Genomic DNA, 16674 nt, shown 5'->3' with positions numbered 1-16674 from the left:
CGCGGTGTATCGCGTCGTCGGATTCTGCGGAGGCGCGGCGGTCGTGTATTCGGCGAACAGACTTCCTCAGAATGAGCGGAGATATCGCTAAGGCTGTTTCAGTGTCGTGCGTTGGTATTCAAACACTAGTTTGTCCCCCGCAAAGGACTGTCGATCAGAGTCTTTTATCCGGCCCACGATGAACTGTTTGTAGTTGACCAAACCACCAGTCGAACCGAATTTTCCCATACCTCTCCCGGACACGTAAACCTGTTGATCATTTGGATCCAATTGAGAGATTCGAGTAGCCTCTTGACCGTCCGCGACCTCGCTGTCCGCAAATGCCTGCGGAATCTCGCTCAAACTTCCGCCGGCGTCTTCATAATAGAACCGTTCCCCTCGTCTGATATATGTAGCGGGTTCGCGAAGCTCCAGAATTCCGTTCGAGGGAATCCGATAGATTGCCGTGCCGTCGATTTGCTCGAAATCCTTTCCGTTCGGCCGATCAAAGACGACAAGAACCGGGCCCGTGAACCCGCTCGGTAAAAGATACTTGGCCGGCGGCCCGACATTAGGAGTCGGGCGGACGCAACCCATCTCAAAAGCAAGGCTCAAGAACATTAGAAAGTGTATCGCGTAGCGCATAATTCGAAGATTGTGTGCCATTCTCAATGAGTTGGCTGATTCAAAAACCGACGATTCCATTCCTCAATCGAGTAAGTCCGGTCTCCCTGCGTAACAGAGGTGAATACGCCGTTGTTACTAGCATTGATCTGAACATTGTTGATTGAAATCATGGGACGATTATTCGCTATAGGAAGACTGTTATAAGGCGTACTTCCCGGCGGTACGCTGAACACTCCAAGAAAGACCGAATTCCCGCTCGTGTCACGGACGAACGATTCCGCCGCGGGAAAGGCATCCCCCGTTATCTGCCCATTGACCACAACCCTGAAGCTTCCGTCACTATTCCGCCCTCCGCTAAAGTTGATCTCTGCGTTTACATCGATATTGGACGCCACATTCCAATCGCCGATGCCGAGCGGAAACGCGTCGTCATTTCCATAAAGCGTGTAGTTGACTTGGCATGACCCGTACCCAGAATATTCGGTCTCAAATGCGTCAAAGGTTCCCCTGCCATCGCTTAAGTATACCTCTGATTCAGCGCTGAATCCTTCAAATATTGTTCCCGGCGCGCCCTCGGAATGTGATCCGATTGATTTGACCTCCGCCGACCACCGCTGAGTCTGGGCGTCACCTTTAGGCAAAAACGCAACTAGCGGTGCGCGAGTAGTAACGAAGGCGGAATCGGGAGTTGCGATCCCTGAAGATCTGGTTGCCATAGTTACTTCTGCAACCGATGTCATCCTGGAAGTAACGGATTTTTCTAAACTAGTTGAGAATTGTCTGTTGTCGCCGTCTCCTTTGAAGCCACCGCCAAATGAGTCGAACGGCGCGAAACTCCGAACATAAAGATAGAATTTGATCGATTCCCCCGTCCCGGATGCCTGATTTGTCTGCAAACCCGTCGGGTCGGTGTTGACCAACGGGCTGTTCAGGACGTAGGTGTAGCGGTTGAAGGTCTGCGGATTCGCGGACTTGCCTGACGCAAGGAGCGGATCGACGGCGGTGAACCGGCCGTGGCGGTTTTCGTACATTCGGGCTTCGGCGAAGTCGAGGCCCGTTTCGATGTCTTTCTGATATCCGGTGAAGCGCTGGCGGACCTTGTCCTGGGTTGCGGTCGAGTATTTGTCGGTCGTTTTCCTGAACGTCTGGTCGGCGGCAAGGTCCTCGCCGAACGGCTTGAAGTCGCGGCGTGAGACGACGTTGCCGCTCCTGTCGGTCACCAGCCTGACGCTCAGCAGCGTGTCGGTCGCGACATAGCTCGTGTTCGGATTCTGCGGCGTCTGGTTCGAGTATTCGGCGATCAGTTTACTGCTCGCGTCATAAACAAACACGGTCGTTTCAAGATCGGTGACCTTCTTGACCCTGCGCCCCTCGCCGTCATAAAAGTAGCGCCCGATCGGATGGTTGTTCTGGTCGAGCACCAACGACTGCTTGTTCTCGCCGTTGAAAACGACGCTCAGCCCGTCGGCATTCGCGATCAGATTGCCGTTTTTGTCGTAAAGGTAGCCCTGATTCGGGTTGAACCGGTTCGACGCCGGATCGATCTGCGGGAACGATTTGTTGTCATTGACGAGTTGCGTTGTTCCGGCAAAGTTCGCGAACTCGGTCCGGTTGCCGAACCGGTCGTATTCCCACGTCTGCTTCCAGGTCTGCTGCGCGCCCTGTGTCTCGCGCGCTTCGTTGATCCGGTAAAGCGAATCGTATCGATACGTCTGGACGAACGGCTGGGCAAGTTACTTCGTCATACGACTTTGCGGTCTTCTTCACTGCGATGTCTGTTCTTCGCGGCAACGACTCATTAGCCGCTTGAATTGTTACCGAGGATTCGATCGTACAAGGCAAAATAAGTAGCATCGAGATACTTCGTCGGTGAATTCGAAACCGAGAGCAGCACACCGTTTCCGACTAGCTCAACATAAACATCCTTTTGGTCCAAGACGGTTGAAAGTATGGCACTCTCACCAATGTCCACCATGCTCGGCGACTTCAGTATTGTTTCTGAAATCTCATCCACTCGGTGGATGAATTTTTCAAGATATTTTCGACCTTTTTCCCGTCGCAGGTATCCGTAGTTCTCCCACGACTCACGCCAAGGATGATCGCGATGGCGATGATCCGCTTGTTGGCTGTAGTCGAATTCTCCAGTGTTGTGAAGATGTGCTGAAACGACCAAGTCAGAAGCGAAATCTTTGATCCTGCGGTGGTAAACCTGATGCGCGACCAAAGGTCCGACATCGGTATCGCCGGTCGTCGTGAACATATGGTCAGGATCAAGCCTTTTCGCAATTTTCGAAATTACTTCAACGTGTAGTTCAAAGTTCGACCTCTTGGAAATATCAAACGTGCCTGACGGCTCGTAATCTGTGCGGAAATCATTTACGTTATCGAAGGCAATTTCGAAATTTCCAGGTCGAGATCGGGAATCACGCCAGTCATCACCAATTCCGTAAAGCGAAAGTGCAAGCGGTTGTGCAAGATTCGTTAGAAATCTCATTTCAATTAGACTTTGTGCCGAACAATACGAAGTTACGAGGTTCTTGATAAACTCCGTGTCGGGTTTTAGTTCACCCTGAACGGGGCTCTGACCGCCCAATTCCCTAACGACGTAGTATCCGGCGCTAGCGTCACTTATCAAAATATCAATACACTCCGCCATCCTTGTGAACAACAGTCCAAAATCGATGTCCCGCGAACCAAGCCAAATGTTTGTTCTTAAACTGTAACTCATTGAACGAATCTCACCTGAACGGGAATGTTCGCAACGCGCCTGCCGTTATTACTCAGCACCTCAATCGTTACGGGCACCAATTTTCCATCCACTTGCTTCATCAGTTGTGATCCGCTGAGACTGAAATCAAGGAGATTCTTTTCGAGAAATGTCTCGGCGGTGCCTTCAATGACAATTTCTGCCCCAGCTCTAAACTGGCTGCCTTGTTGCGATACCTTGGAATATAGAGCTCTCATTGTATTTGTAAGTTGTTCGACGCCCGTGGCGATTTCCTGGTAGCCCTTTGCTTCTCCAACAATAAATGTTCCGGATTTGGTCACTCCAACGAAGTCGGCCGCTTTTGCCGTCTTTTGCATCCCCAACAATCGCCTTGTTGATTCGTCGCCCTGAGAAAGCAATGCATATCCCTTCTTTATGTAATCATTGTTAACGTATTTTTCAAGATTATTCGCAAGGCGTCCGACAATTCCTTGCGATCGTAGGCCACGATATCCTTCTCGGCCCACCTTCACCGCCCACTCCGCCGCCTCACGTGTTATCGGCGCGGCGCCGCGCCGAAGTGCGTCAAGGCCCTTCTTACCATAATTGATTCCTTTAACTACATACGATCCTGGCGCGTATGGGATCACTGTTGCAGCAATATCCCATATTAGAAATGCCGCGGTCTTGAAGGACGGGTCTCGAAGGAAATCCCAAGCACTTGCGGCTAACGAAACCACGTCAATCACAGTCTCAACAGGAATCATACCGTGGGGATCGTTAAATCGGAGCGGATTGTTCAAAACATAAACAAACCGATTAAACGTCTGAGGATTCGCGCTCTTCCCGCTTGCAAGGAGCGGATCGACCGCCGTGAATCTGCCGTGGCGGTTTTCGTACATCCGCGCTTCGGCGAAGTCGAGGCCTGTTTCTTCGTCGCGCTGGTAGGTGGTGAATTTCTGGCGGAGGTTGTCGGCGGTGCCGTATTTTGCTGCGGGCGCGCGCTCGCCGGTGTTGTTTGTGATCTCTTCGCCGAACGGCTTGAAATCACGGCGCGAGATGACGTTGCCCTGGCTGTCGGTGATGACCCGCGGGGAACCCAACATATCCGTCGCGGTGTAACGCGTCGTCGGATTCGTCGGAGGCGCCGCGGTCGTGTATTCCGCTACCAGCTTCCCGGCTGAATAGATGAAGACGGTCGTGTCCCGAAGGAATCCGTTCGCGTCGTATGTGCGCTTTCTGACCCGCTGGCCCTCGCCGTTGTAGTCATATTCGCCGACGAGCTTTCCGTCCTTGATGATCTGCGCCTGCTTGTTCTCGCCGTTGAAGACAAACGATCGGCCTTCGGCGTCCGAAATCAAATTGCCATTTTTGTCGTAGCCGTAGCCCTGATTCGGATTGAACCGGTTTGTATTCGGATCAATCGACGGAAAGGTCTTGTTGTCGAGCGCAAGCTGGGTCGTCCCGGTGAACTTGGTAAAGGTCGTTCTGTTCCCGAATCGGTCATATGAAAACGTCTCTTTCCAGTTCTGCGACGCATTCGTGGCCGGACCGTTCGTCTCGCGGGCTTCGGTTACGCGGTAAAGCGAATCGTATCGATAGGTCTGAACGAACGGCTCGGTCAGTCCCGCAAACGAGACGGTCTGCATCGCGATGTTGCCGGTATTCTTCGCAGCATCGACCGTACGGCCGTCAGCATTCAGTTCTCCGTAATGATAGGTGAGCTTCCAGAGACTCGCGTCCGTGACGCCCGCTCCGAGGTTGAGTTCCGTAACCTGATTCCGCTCGTTGAACTTCGCCCATTCCCAGCGGTTGTTTCCGAGTTTGAGGCGTTCGATCTTGCCGTCGGGCGTGTATGAGAACGAGTTGGCATAGGTCCTCTCCGGCGCGTTCGCATCCTTCTTTCCCCAGATCCGGCTGAGATCGCCGTCCGATTCGTATTCATAGCGGACAACGCGGGTTGATGGATAGGTTTCCTCGATCAATGCGCCGGCGAAGTTGTAGGCGTACTTCGAGACGCGCGGCGTTGCGCTCTCGACCGCTTCGGTGCCGAACGGCGTGCGCTGGATGCTTTCGGTCAGGCGGCCGAGCGAGTCGAACTGGGTGTAGCGCGTGTCCGAGACCGAGCTTGAGACGCGCGTCAGTTTGCCTTTCGCGAAGTTGGGCGAGGCCGTCGGCGGCTGGCTTGCGGCGAGGAATCCGTCGTAGAAGTTCTCGACAGTCGGCGTGTTGTCGCTGACATCCTCGCCGAGTCCCGCACAGGTTGTCACAGTGATGTCGAGATTCGGTTTCGAGTAGCAGCGCTTCGTGACGCGCTTTGCCTTGTCGTACTCGTTGATGATCGAAACCCCGTTGGCGTTCTTAAGAGAAATTCTGCAGTCGAATATTTGAAAAGCAACGACGTCGGCCGATCCGGTAGCGTTCGATATCGCGAATCACGGCTTGAATTGCGACTTCGGTATTCGACACGCCCGTGCCAAGAAAATACGAGCGAATCCGACCCCCAAGTAACGTGCCGGTCTGATCAAACATCTGCCAGGATAAGTAAGGTCCACCGACAGTATCGCAAATATATTCAATGGTTCCGTTTGACTCAAAAGTCGCGCGGCCATCCGAGTAAGTCGCCACGACTCTGTAATTCTTCATTATGGTTCGATTCTCCTAACTCAAAACTTGAGCCTTGCCCAAATGCCTGGCTCAATTGGAATGTGCACGTTCCCAACCTTAAAGTGGGAGATTTCAGCCCATTGTCCCGTTTTCTCCAATCCGCGTAAACCGGCCCCGTTGTCATCAATCGGAATCTTTAGCTTTCTCGCGGCATAGATTATTTGTTGTGCTTCGACCCTATTCAAAGGTCTTTCGATTCTTGAAAGACTCTGGTTTCCCTTGATCCAGTTCATAAAGAGTTTCCTCTCCGAGAAAATCTGGGCAAGTTGACCTTCGAGGCGGAAACCGCTTTCAACCGCGCGCGTACTCGTTAGGAACCCTCGTCCCCACTGATAAATTCCGGAGCCTCCTCGTACAACGCTATATGCCGAAAGGAGACCGTAAATCGGCTTGTCACGCTCTTCGAGTTTGTAATAGTCAACCCCTCGAAAGTCCGTACCGAAGGCTCGATTTGAGGCCCAAGCGCCGGTGTTGACGGCAAATGCGCCGGCGTCGTATGCGAATCCTACTTGTCCCCCGATCGCTCCCGCCGCCGCTTCACGAGCGCCGCGATCGCGCAGGGCGATGGTTTTGGGATCGCAACACGCCTCCCACCGCGCGGCCCCGTCCCAACCCGAACGCGGACCGAAGTAGTACTCGGACTCGCTTGGGGATCTCCCATAGACTCCGGTCCCCTGGCTGACTCCGTTGAGCGTCCATCCTGCATAGTAGTCCCCATTTCCAAGGTTCATCGGTCCGCGGGAATCTAGCACGACACGACCTTCGGGCGCTGCGTAATCCAATTCGGTCCATTCGGCGTAGCCACCCCTTGCGAATTCCTCGGCGCTGATCCAGGCCGGGCGATTCGTGCCGCTCGGTGCGGTTTTGTCATAGACCCAAATCAGTCCGCTCGGGTCCGTGCAAACCACGGGAGAATTCCCGCAATAGATATACCGATTGAAAGTCTGCGGATTCGCTGATTTTCCTGACGCAAGGAGCGGATCGACCGCCGTGAATCTGCCGTGGCGGTTTTCGTACATTCGGGCTTCGGCGAAATCCAGCCCGGTTTCGTCGTCTTTTTGATAGCCGGTGAATTTCTGTTTGACGTTGTCGGCTGTCGGCTGGTAGGCCGCGACCGAGGCCCGGGCGCCGATGTCAGGGGTGATCTCTTCGCCGAACGGGAGGAAGTCTCGTCGGGAGATGACGTTGCCTTCGCTGTCCGTGATCACCCGCGGCGTGCCGAGATGGTCTTCGGTCAAATACCGCGTCGTCTTGTTCGGGACCGGAACCTGGGTGTCCGAATATTCCGCGACCAGCTTTCCGGCCGAATAGACGAAGATCGTGGTTTCCGACGCGCCTTCGGAGTTCCACGTGATTTTCTTGACACGTTTTCCCTCGCCGTCATAAAAATACCGCCCGATCGTCTGGCCTGCGGCATTCTTCACCTCGTGCTGCTTGTTCTCGCCGTTGAAGATGACCTCGCGGTTGTCGCCGTCGGTGGTGAGGTTTCCGTTTTTGTCGTAGCGGAAGTTCTGATTGGTCGTGACAAACCGGTTCGTCGCCTGATCGATCACCGGCGTCGTGGTCGTCTGGACCGCGCCCGATGTCTTGTTGAGCGTCTGGCTGAACGCGATTCTGTTGCCGAACCGGTCGTATTGGAACTGCTGGATCCAGTTCTGTCCGGCATTTTCGGTCGTGTTGTTCTTTTCTTCCGCCTCGGTCAGGCGATAAAGCGAATCGTATCTGTAATTCTGGACGATCGGATTCGCAATGCCGGCAACCGTCATCACCATCTGCGCGATATTGCCCGTGTTCTTGCTCGCGTTGACCGATCCCGACTCAAGCTCGCCGTATTTGTATTCGAGCTTCCAGACGCTGTTGTCGATCACACCGACGCCGATACTGATCTCGGTCAGCTGCGCCCGCTCGGTGAACTTTGCCGTCTCCCATCGGTTATTGCCGAGCTTCATCCGCTCGATCCCGCCCGATGCGGTGTATGAGAACGAATTGGCGTAGGTCCTCTCGGGCGCGTTCTGATTTGCTTTGCCCCAGATCCGGCTGAGATCGCCGTCCGGTTCGTATTCATAGCGGACGACTCGTGTCGAGGGATAGGTTTCCTCGATCAACGCGCCCGCGAAGTTGTAGGCGTACTTCGAGACGCGCGGCGTTGCGCTCTCGACCGATTCGGTGCCGAACGGCGTGCGCTGGATGCTCTCGGTCAGTCGCCCGAGCGTGTCGAACTGGGTGTAGCGCGTGTCCGAGACCGAGCTTGAGACGCGCGTCAGTTTGCCTTTCGCGTAGTTCGGCGACGCCGGAGCCTGATTGGGTTCGAGCAGTCCGTCGTAAAGGAAAGTGACTTCGGGCGTGTTGTCGCTGATGTCGTTGCTCGCGAGACCGGCGCAGGTCGTGGCGGTGATCGTGGAGTTCAGCGGTTTCGAATAACAGCGCTTGGTGACGCGCTTTGCCTTGTCGTACTCGTTTATGATCGAAACCCCGTTGGCGTCCGTCGCGCGGACAAGATCCCCGAGCGCGTTGTATTTGAACGCCGCCGACCATTGTCCCGATGTGTTGTACGGATCGGCAAGAGCAAGATTCGCGTTCGGTTCCTGCTCGGGCTGCATCACCCGGATCAGGCGGCCCAGAGAATCGTATTTGAAATACCGGTACTGGATCGGGGTCGTTTCACCCGGCTTGCCCTGCTGGACCTTCACCAATTTTCCCTGAACGTTGTAAGTGTAAAAGGTGGGCTGGTTCGGAGCGCCGATCGCGCCGAGATCGGCGTTTGGATCGGAACTGATCCCGGTCGCCTCATCGACGCGGATCAGCTGCCCGAGCGCGTTCGTGATCGACCGCGACCGTCGCCCGCTGGCATCGGTCGAGGTCCAAGCCTTCTCGAACCTTCCGCTGACCCCCAAAATAGGATGCCCTCCGTCCTTGTATTCCGAGGGGGGCAACTATTATCTCTGCCGAGACGCTTTGCAATCGACTTTCCTCTCTGCTCGAATGACTTCGGATTTGCCCGAAGGAGAGAGCCGAGAGTGTGTAATATCCCAAGGGCCTCCGGCATTCGCTTGCGGTTCACTCTCGATGATCGAATAAAAGTTGATTTGCTCTTCCTTGTCCCAAAAGATCATTTGCGGGTTACTCGACAAGCTCTCGAAAGCTTCCAGCTGCTTTCCGGAAAGAACCATCCATTGTAAGTACCGAACGCTGATGCCCGTCGCTCCCGACACGAGCGAACGGAATGCAAGCGCGGATCTACCATCGGCCCGAAACTCAAACACGGTTATCGTGTCCAATTGCATACCGTCAAGCCACTTCCTGAAGTCGGCAGGCGGATTTCCGTCAGGTGACCGAGAACCGGTAAATCGAACCAACCGATCGTACCGTTCGCCGATCGAGTATGCTCCTCCTTCGACTTCGAAAACCGCCAGTTCGCTTATTTCAGTGGATCTTCCCTCTTCCGATTTGATTCTTTGCAATAACCAGCTTTCGCACGGGGCGTCGGATTCCGGGATCCGCTTTTTCCGGACACTCAAGAATTCATCCTTATTCGAACGACTCTCCGGCGTTGTCGGCGTTGAATTCGTCGTCGGACGTTTGTTGGTATTAATCCCGACTCCTTCATTTTCGCTGTCTTGCGGACATCCGGTCAGAGCAAACGAAATGCACAGAACCGCAAATGCCGTTCGTTTTCGTATCATCATTTGTTTCCTCTCCATAGACTCACCCGGTTCGCGCTCAACCAAGCGCTTGTCAATCTAATAAACGTGGTTTGTCCCCTTACACCGGTTGTTTCGTATTTATAGTCATACTTCTTGCTTCCCGATTTTTGGTCCGCCAATTTCCATAGATTATGTGATTGGCTTGAGAAGCGCAGTCCAACCAAATAGAAGCCGCGGTATGCTCCTGATCCCGCCTGACCGAGATCACGGCCATGCCAGTAATACGCCCCGTTCGTGATGTCACCACCCGGAATTCCCCCGGCAATTCCGCGATGAACATTCCGACGTTTTTGCTCTGCATCCGGCCCTGACTCAGTAAAGTAGCGAGCGTCCCGTACGCCATAAACGCCGTAGCCCGGGGCATCGCTGACCTGCGTAATCAGATCGGTCCCGTCAGCAGCCGCCCTGTTTTCAAGAACGTTAACAATTCCCCACGCTTCGTTAACCGATCCCGAAGATTCCGCGTAAACTGCTTGTGCAAGCCTATCGAATTCGGCAACGGTCAAATGAAGGTTATGCCAAGAGCGCTCGAATCGCGCGAGATCGCGGTAATATGCTTCTCGGTATGCCGGGTCCGAATTACCGCGATTCCATGCGTCGACAAACCCCTTGATGGCCTTAGTGCTTGCGGTGATTACTTGATCTTTGAAGTCATCAATGTGCGTCCTTTGCCCGGTTTGCCTGTCGATGAAATCGGTCATCATACCGGTCGGGTCGATCGATATTGACGGTTTGTTCCGGACGTAAATGTATAAATTCCACGACTGCGGGGTGCGTTGATCGGAATCGGCAAAGAAGTTGTCCGGGACGGTGAATCGACCAAGTCCGAAAGCGTAAGACCTCGCCTGTGCGTAATCCAGATCCATTCCGCCGTCACGTTCATAACCTGTAAACTGCTTGCGGATCGCGTCGTTAACATAATGAGCGTGAGTCCTTTCGGTGATTTGTTCGCCGTACGGACGGTAATCGTGTCTTGAAGCCACCGCGCCGTTTTCGTCGGTGTTTATGCGCGGGCTGCCGAGGTGGTCGTTGGTAAGGTACGCCACTTGCGGCGTATCGTTTAATTTGGTCGAGTATTCTGCCACCAAGCTTGAAGATGCGTCGTAGACGAAGACGGTTGTTTCCGTGACCTGATTGTTCATATAGGCGATCTTTTTGACCCTGCGTCCGTCGCCGTCATAAAAATATTCGCCGATCGTTCCCGTGACGGTTCCGTTGGAGTCGACGGTTTCGACCTTTGTCTGTTTGTTCTCGGCATCGTACGTGAATTTGCGGTTCTGCGAATCGCGCGTTGTGTTGCCGGCGGCGTCGAATTGGTAGACGTCCGAGGCGCTGAGGCGGTTGTTCGACGCGTTGACGCTCGGGTTCATAATCTTCCGGTCCTCATCGCATATGACTCGATTCGGCGGCGTCTGGTTGTCGAGGCAGTTCCTCGGGATCGTCGTCGTGTTCGCTTCGACGAAATTGCGGTTGCCGTAACGGTCGAACGTGTAATCCTGTTTCCAAGTCTGCGTGGCCGTTGTCGATCCGGCTGGCGTGACCACTTCGGTCGCGTCCTCGATCCGGTTCAGCGAGTCGTAGCTGTAGGTCTGAACGGCCATGAACCCGGTCGATGTGCCGACCGTCGGAACCGTGATCGTCTGCGACTGGATGTTTCCGTTGTTCTTCGTTGTATCAAGCTGACCATTAACGACAGTGCCGTAGGTGTAATCGAGTTTCAGAAGATCGGTCGTGTTCTGAACCTTCCCGAGCGCGATCTGGGTCGGCTGGAGCCGCGAGTTGAAGGCGGTCTTCTCCCAAGTCCCGTTGCCGAGTTGCATCGATGCGACCGCGCCGGCGGCGGTGTAGGTGAAATGGTTCGCGTAGTTCCAAAAGCCGTAATCGGCGTTCTTCTTGCTCTGCACCATCGACAGGTCTCCGTCATTATCGAGCACATTCCTGACCACCCTTCCCGACGGATATTTCTCTTCAACCATCGCGCCGGAGAGGTTGTATTTGTACTCCATCTCATTATAGACGGTCCCGTCCGTCGTCTGCCTGCTTTTTTTCACGCGGCCGAGCTTGTCGAACTCGGTCACCTCGGTCTTCGAGAAGCCGTTGTCGGTCTTCGTCAGATTTCCTTTTGAGTACGCAACGGACGGATCGTCATAGGTGAAGTTCACGTCATTTGTTGAATCCGAGTAATTCCGGACGGTCACCCGGTTTATCGGGTCATATGAATATGCGCTGATGTTCCGCGCGTCGGTCTTTGATGTCAGATTTCCGTTCGGATCGTAAGCGTACTGAATCGTGCCCGATTCAGGATTCGTCGCCGAGACAAGCCGCGAAAGCGCGTTGTAGACAAATGACCGGGTTTGCGAACAGGGGGCCACCGACGCCCCGCATTGTTCGGCGTTCGTTCCGGTTTGTGAAACCTCCGTCAGGTTATCGCCCGGATCGTATTGATAGTACGTCGGCTGGTTCGGCGCGGCGATCTCGCCGAGACTGCCGGCGGCGTTCGGCTCGTCGACCCTTGTCAATCGTCCGAGCGCGTCCGTTATCGACCGCCTCGATGCGCCCGCCGGATCCGTCACCGTCGTCGCATTGCCAAAGTATGATGTGGTCGTGACCGCGTTGTCCGGCGTCCTGACCTCGAGAATCCGACTCAATCGGTCGTAAGAGGTAGTTGTCCAGTATTCGGTTTCGTTCAGCAGCGGCCGGTATGGATTGGTAAAGCGCTTGACGCGTCCGAGGGCGTCGTATTCGGTTTTGACCGAAACATATCCGTCGCTCTCGATCTTTCTCGTTTCGGTCGTTCGCCGGAAACCGTCGTAGAAAACAATCGAATGTTGCCGGTTGTCACCCAGCTCGAAAAGGTCCGAGGTGGTTTCAAGCTTGCGCTCGGCATCCAGGTAAACGGTCGTTGCCTGCCGCACGAAGTCCGTGCCGACCGCGGTAACGGTCTGCGTCGGTCTTCCCAGCGGATCGTCGTACCGGATCTTGGTGATCACCCCGTTGATGTCTTCGGAGTTCACGACCGCTCCCGTGAAATAATCGTATTGCGTGTAGCCGATGATCCATCCCATCGCATTCGTCACAGACCGCGGGAAAGCAAACGTTAGCAAACCGCCGAGTTCCGTCGGAGCCGAATTCTGCTGCGCCTCAAAGTCCGGTGAACCGAAATTGTCAGTGAAATCGACCGTCGACGTGTTTAGGTTTGCGTCCGTTACGGCGATCGCGTTGCCGAGCACGTCGTATTTCGTCGTGACCGTGACTCCGCTTCCCGCGTCCGAAACGTCCGCCAGCGACGTGACGCTTGTCGGGTTGCCGCGCGTGGTGAAAGACGATCCGAACGCCGCGGTGTCGTGTCCGGTCACATTGCTCCGCGGTTCGAGAGGATTCGATGAGTATGAATCGTATTCGATCGTCGTCAACGAGAACTTCTGATTGCCGTCAATGTCGCCCGAAACCCATTTGCGCCAGGGCAGTTGCCGGAGAGTCGGGCCGGTCGCGGCGGTATAGGCCGCCGAGTCGATGTAATCGGTGTGGGTCCGGCGCCGGAACGCGCCCGGCGATCCCGTGCCGTAATCGTATTCGTAGAGGTCCGTTTGATTGCCGAACTGGTCGTACGCCATCTCGCGTTTCGCGACCTGGTTCGAATCGGCCAGCGTCGTGGTCACCCGCGTCACGACCGGATTGTTCGCCGGTTCCTGTTCAAGGCACGGCGACTGATAGTTGCAGAACGCGGCCCACCAGCTGACCGCAACGTTGTTCGTCCAAAGTAGCTCGGTCCGCTGCACAACCGTGCCGGATGAAGAGAACACCTCGGTCTTGTACTCCTTTCCCTGATTGAACGGGCCGGAATACGACGGATTGACGTAGGAGTCGAAGAACGACGAAATGACGTTTCCGTAGTAATAGTGCTTCGTTTTCGCCAGAAGATTGTCCGCATTGTCGCGCGACTCGACCGTCACCGTTCCGGTCTGTTGGTTTCTTGGGTCGCGGCTGTACGTTGTCCGCGTTTCGTAGTCGTTTCCTGTTCCGCCGTTTGGATAACTCCTTGATTCAAGGACACGGCGATATACCTGCCTCTGCGTTGTCAAACTCTCCAGGACACCGGTATCCGCGCCAAACCAACCCGCCGATGAAGTGAAACCGGGCCCCATGTCGTATTCGACCGCGCCGCCGTCCGGATTTTGGATCCGCGCGAGTTCGGCGTACGAGTTGTAATAGAAACGGTATTCGCGGCCATCGGGCAATTCGATCGATGTCACAACGTCCGGATTGACCTGATCGTTGTCGTTCCCGCTCATCGTGTTGATCCCGAGCGGTTCGAACAGTTCCGCCTTGGTCCTGATCGAATAGCCGGAACGCAGTGCGTTGGAGAGCGAATCGCGGTGGATGGTGATCGATTTTGATTGTCCGCCGAAGCCGGCGAACGTGATCCCGTTGGCGGAAAAGCTGACCTGCCGGCCGAGCGAGTCGGTCACCGTGTTTCCGGAAAAGGTGATCTTGTTGCCGTTCCGGTCTCGGATCCAGGCGACGCTTCCGGCGTCTATCCGGTACGTGATTCCGCCGCCGGTCCTCAGATAGCCGGACGGATTGAAGGTCTGCTTGAAGGTTGCAGGAGCGCCGACGCCGTAAGGCTCGGCATTCGAGCAATCCCAGTCGAGGATGTCCTGATCTGATTCGAAAACGGTACCCGAACCGTCGACCGAGGCAAAGATCTTGCCGCGATTGTAGCCGCCCTGTGCGCAGGTCCGCTCAACCTGAGGCTGGCCTTGGCTCTGAACGTCGCGGAGTTCGATCTCGGAACCGTCGTTCATCACGAATGACAATCGGGTCATGGAGTTGACGGTATGGGTTGCATAGGGTGTGATTTGTGCGGAATAGGGAAGAATCTTGGCCATCATCGCCTCCTGACCCATATGAAGATATGTATTCCACGTGTAGGCAGTGCTGTAATTGACGTTTCCCCACCGATAACTTGCAGCATGCCTGCCGATCATTACCCCTGGTGTGTACCCGGGCCGCGTGACCTGCGCCCCGTATCCAGAGAGCGACGGCTCGCCAGGTTCTGAGTTGAGGGACGGCTGAAAGGTACTCGACACATCGCACTGCGGTATGATATTGCACTGCCAGAAGTTGATGTTCTGATAGAAGCTCCAATTCTGGACGAACGTATGGTTGATCGTGTAGCCGGCTTCGCCGCGCCCACCGACTTTGAACAGGGGAATCGAGAGCGTGAGATTGCCGTTGTACGGATTGACCGCGCCGATACCCGGCGTGTTGCCGGACGGCTTGGTTCCCTGATTTGGTCCGATCACAAGCTGAGCGTCGGCGGTCGCGGCAAACAGAAGAGTGATCAAAGCGACTGCGAATGTGAGTTTATGTATTCTTAGTTCGAAGCCTGCGGTTATCCGTTTCATTTTCTTTACCTCATTTCAGGTCCTTGGGTGGTTTTTCCGATGGGTGATGACGACAACTGTAATCCGGCGCTACCTGCGGTAGAACGCCGGGACGGGGATGTCTCCGGCGGTACCGAACTGCTGCTGGCGAAGCGAGCCGTTGGTCGCCGACTGGCGGATGTACCAGGTGCCGTTTGATTCTCGCCAGACGGCGAGGTCGGTTTTGCCGTCGCCGTCGTAGTCGTTCTGGACAAGCTTGTCGCCGGAGATTCCCCATTGTGTTTGGGTGACGGTCCCGGTCGAGCTTTCGCGGATGTACCACTTCGTGTCGGAGGGCCGGAAGAGGGCGTAATCGGCGCGGCCGTCGCCGTCGTAGTCGGACGGGACGGGCAGGTCGCCCAGGGTTCCGATTACCGCCGACTGGGTTTGGCTGTTGCTGCTGTTGCGCGAGTAGAAGGTGTTGTTCGTCTCCCGACGGACGGCGAGGTCGGCGCGGCCGTCGCCGTCGTAATCGGCGGGCGCGGGCGTGTCGTCGGACAGTCCGTATTGCTGCTCGTAAACCTGATTCGTCGTGCTCAGCAGGATCTTCCAGACGCCGTTCGCGCCGTCCTCGTGATAAACCGCAGGGTCGGTCCGGCCGTCGCCGTCGAAATCGGCCTGCGCCGGAGCGTCGCCCGCCGCGCCGAGCGAGATCATATAGCTCGAACTGTCGGAACTGCGCATGATCCACCAGTCGCCCGAACGCCAAATCGCGAAATCCGTCTTGCCGTCGCCGTCATAGTCGCCGGGAACCGGCACATCGTTCGACAATCCCCATTGCTGCGAAGTCGACTGCTGGTTTGCTCCCAAGACCCACCAGACGCCGCTCGAAGGCCGCCAGACGGCGAGATCCGCCGGCGGAGCGGCGTTGGCATTGGCATCCTCGACGGCCAACAGTCTTTGGCCAGCGTAAATTAGTTCCTTCGAGAGCTGCGGAGCCGGCGTCGGCGAGGGGGTCGGCAGGAACGGATTGACGCGGCCGAAAAGGGAAGGCTGATACCCCGGAGCCTTCCGCGCGAGCATCTCGTCCTTCGCCGATTGTTCCAGAAAGCTCATCCCCGTGCCGAAGACGCCGAGGGCGACGACGGCGATGATCAACAGGAATAACCAATTGGGGCGTTTGGTGTCGAATGATTGATCGGTGATTTCGGATTTGGATTTCTGTGACATATTTCCTTCCTTTCGCGTAGGGCATCATTTGGGCCACGCGGCGCGACCGCACGATTGCGCGCGAAAACAAAAAAGCCGCGAATCTTATCGCGGCGCGGATGAATTTCGAATTGATTACAGTTGGCTCTATGGAATGCGCGGCTGGAATCGACTGGAATCGACTGGAATCGACTGGAATCGACTGGAATCGACTGGAATCGACTGGAATCGACTGGAATCGACTGGAATCGACTGGAATCGACTGGAATCGACTGGAATCGACTGGAATCGACTGGAATCGACTGGAATCGACTGGAATCGGACGACTCTCGTCCGCGAGGGTTTCAGTATTTGGAAGATTTCGCACTTTCGGCCTCCCTCAAAAAGGAGCTTCTGCTCTCTAAACCGCAAACTT

Annotated in this window: 10 protein-coding genes; all 10 read right to left on the bottom strand. The window is 55.4% G+C overall.

What is annotated here, in order from left to right; all coding sequences use genetic code 11:
* Window positions 1–87: 87 nt before the first annotated feature.
* On the bottom strand, window positions 88–645 hold the full coding sequence (locus IPN69_16405; GenBank protein MBK8812293.1) for a hypothetical protein: 558 nt from the start codon (window positions 643–645) through the stop codon (window positions 88–90).
* 2 nt (window positions 646–647) lie between these two features.
* On the bottom strand, window positions 648–2027 hold the full coding sequence (locus tag IPN69_16400) for an RHS repeat-associated core domain-containing protein (protein MBK8812292.1): 1380 nt from the start codon (window positions 2025–2027) through the stop codon (window positions 648–650).
* A gap of 377 nt (window positions 2028–2404) precedes the next feature.
* Window positions 2405–3100, bottom strand: coding sequence for a hypothetical protein (locus IPN69_16395; protein MBK8812291.1), 696 nt, complete (start codon window positions 3098–3100; stop codon window positions 2405–2407).
* Window positions 3101–3330: 230 nt separating this feature from the next.
* On the bottom strand, window positions 3331–5583 hold the full coding sequence (locus IPN69_16390; GenBank protein ID MBK8812290.1) for a hypothetical protein: 2253 nt from the start codon (window positions 5581–5583) through the stop codon (window positions 3331–3333).
* 91 nt (window positions 5584–5674) lie between these two features.
* Window positions 5675–5959: a hypothetical protein gene (locus IPN69_16385; protein MBK8812289.1), complete on the bottom strand. Its 285-nt coding sequence runs from the start codon at window positions 5957–5959 to the stop codon at window positions 5675–5677.
* Window positions 5960–5979: 20 nt separating this feature from the next.
* The gene (locus IPN69_16380) at window positions 5980–8874 is read right to left on the bottom strand and encodes a hypothetical protein (protein ID MBK8812288.1); all 2895 of its coding nucleotides are present in this window, start codon (window positions 8872–8874) and stop codon (window positions 5980–5982) included.
* A 42-nt stretch (window positions 8875–8916) separates the two neighbouring features.
* Complete coding sequence (locus IPN69_16375; GenBank protein MBK8812287.1) at window positions 8917–9258, bottom strand: hypothetical protein; 342 nt, start codon at window positions 9256–9258, stop codon at window positions 8917–8919.
* Window positions 9259–9662: 404 nt separating this feature from the next.
* Window positions 9663–15092 (bottom strand): RHS repeat protein, encoded by a 5430-nt coding sequence (locus IPN69_16370; GenBank protein ID MBK8812286.1) that lies wholly within the window; start codon window positions 15090–15092, stop codon window positions 9663–9665.
* Window positions 15093–15161: 69 nt separating this feature from the next.
* Window positions 15162–16280, bottom strand: coding sequence for a VCBS repeat-containing protein (locus IPN69_16365; GenBank protein ID MBK8812285.1), 1119 nt, complete (start codon window positions 16278–16280; stop codon window positions 15162–15164).
* Between the two features lie 126 nt (window positions 16281–16406).
* Window positions 16407–16670: a hypothetical protein gene (locus tag IPN69_16360; protein MBK8812284.1), complete on the bottom strand. Its 264-nt coding sequence runs from the start codon at window positions 16668–16670 to the stop codon at window positions 16407–16409.
* Window positions 16671–16674: the final 4 nt, after the last annotated feature.

Source organism: Acidobacteriota bacterium (genome assembly GCA_016715115.1).
GTDB lineage: Bacteria > Acidobacteriota > Blastocatellia > Pyrinomonadales > Pyrinomonadaceae > JAFDVJ01.
Note: the sequence above shows the minus strand (reverse complement) of the source record. Positions and strands in the feature narration are given on the sequence as shown.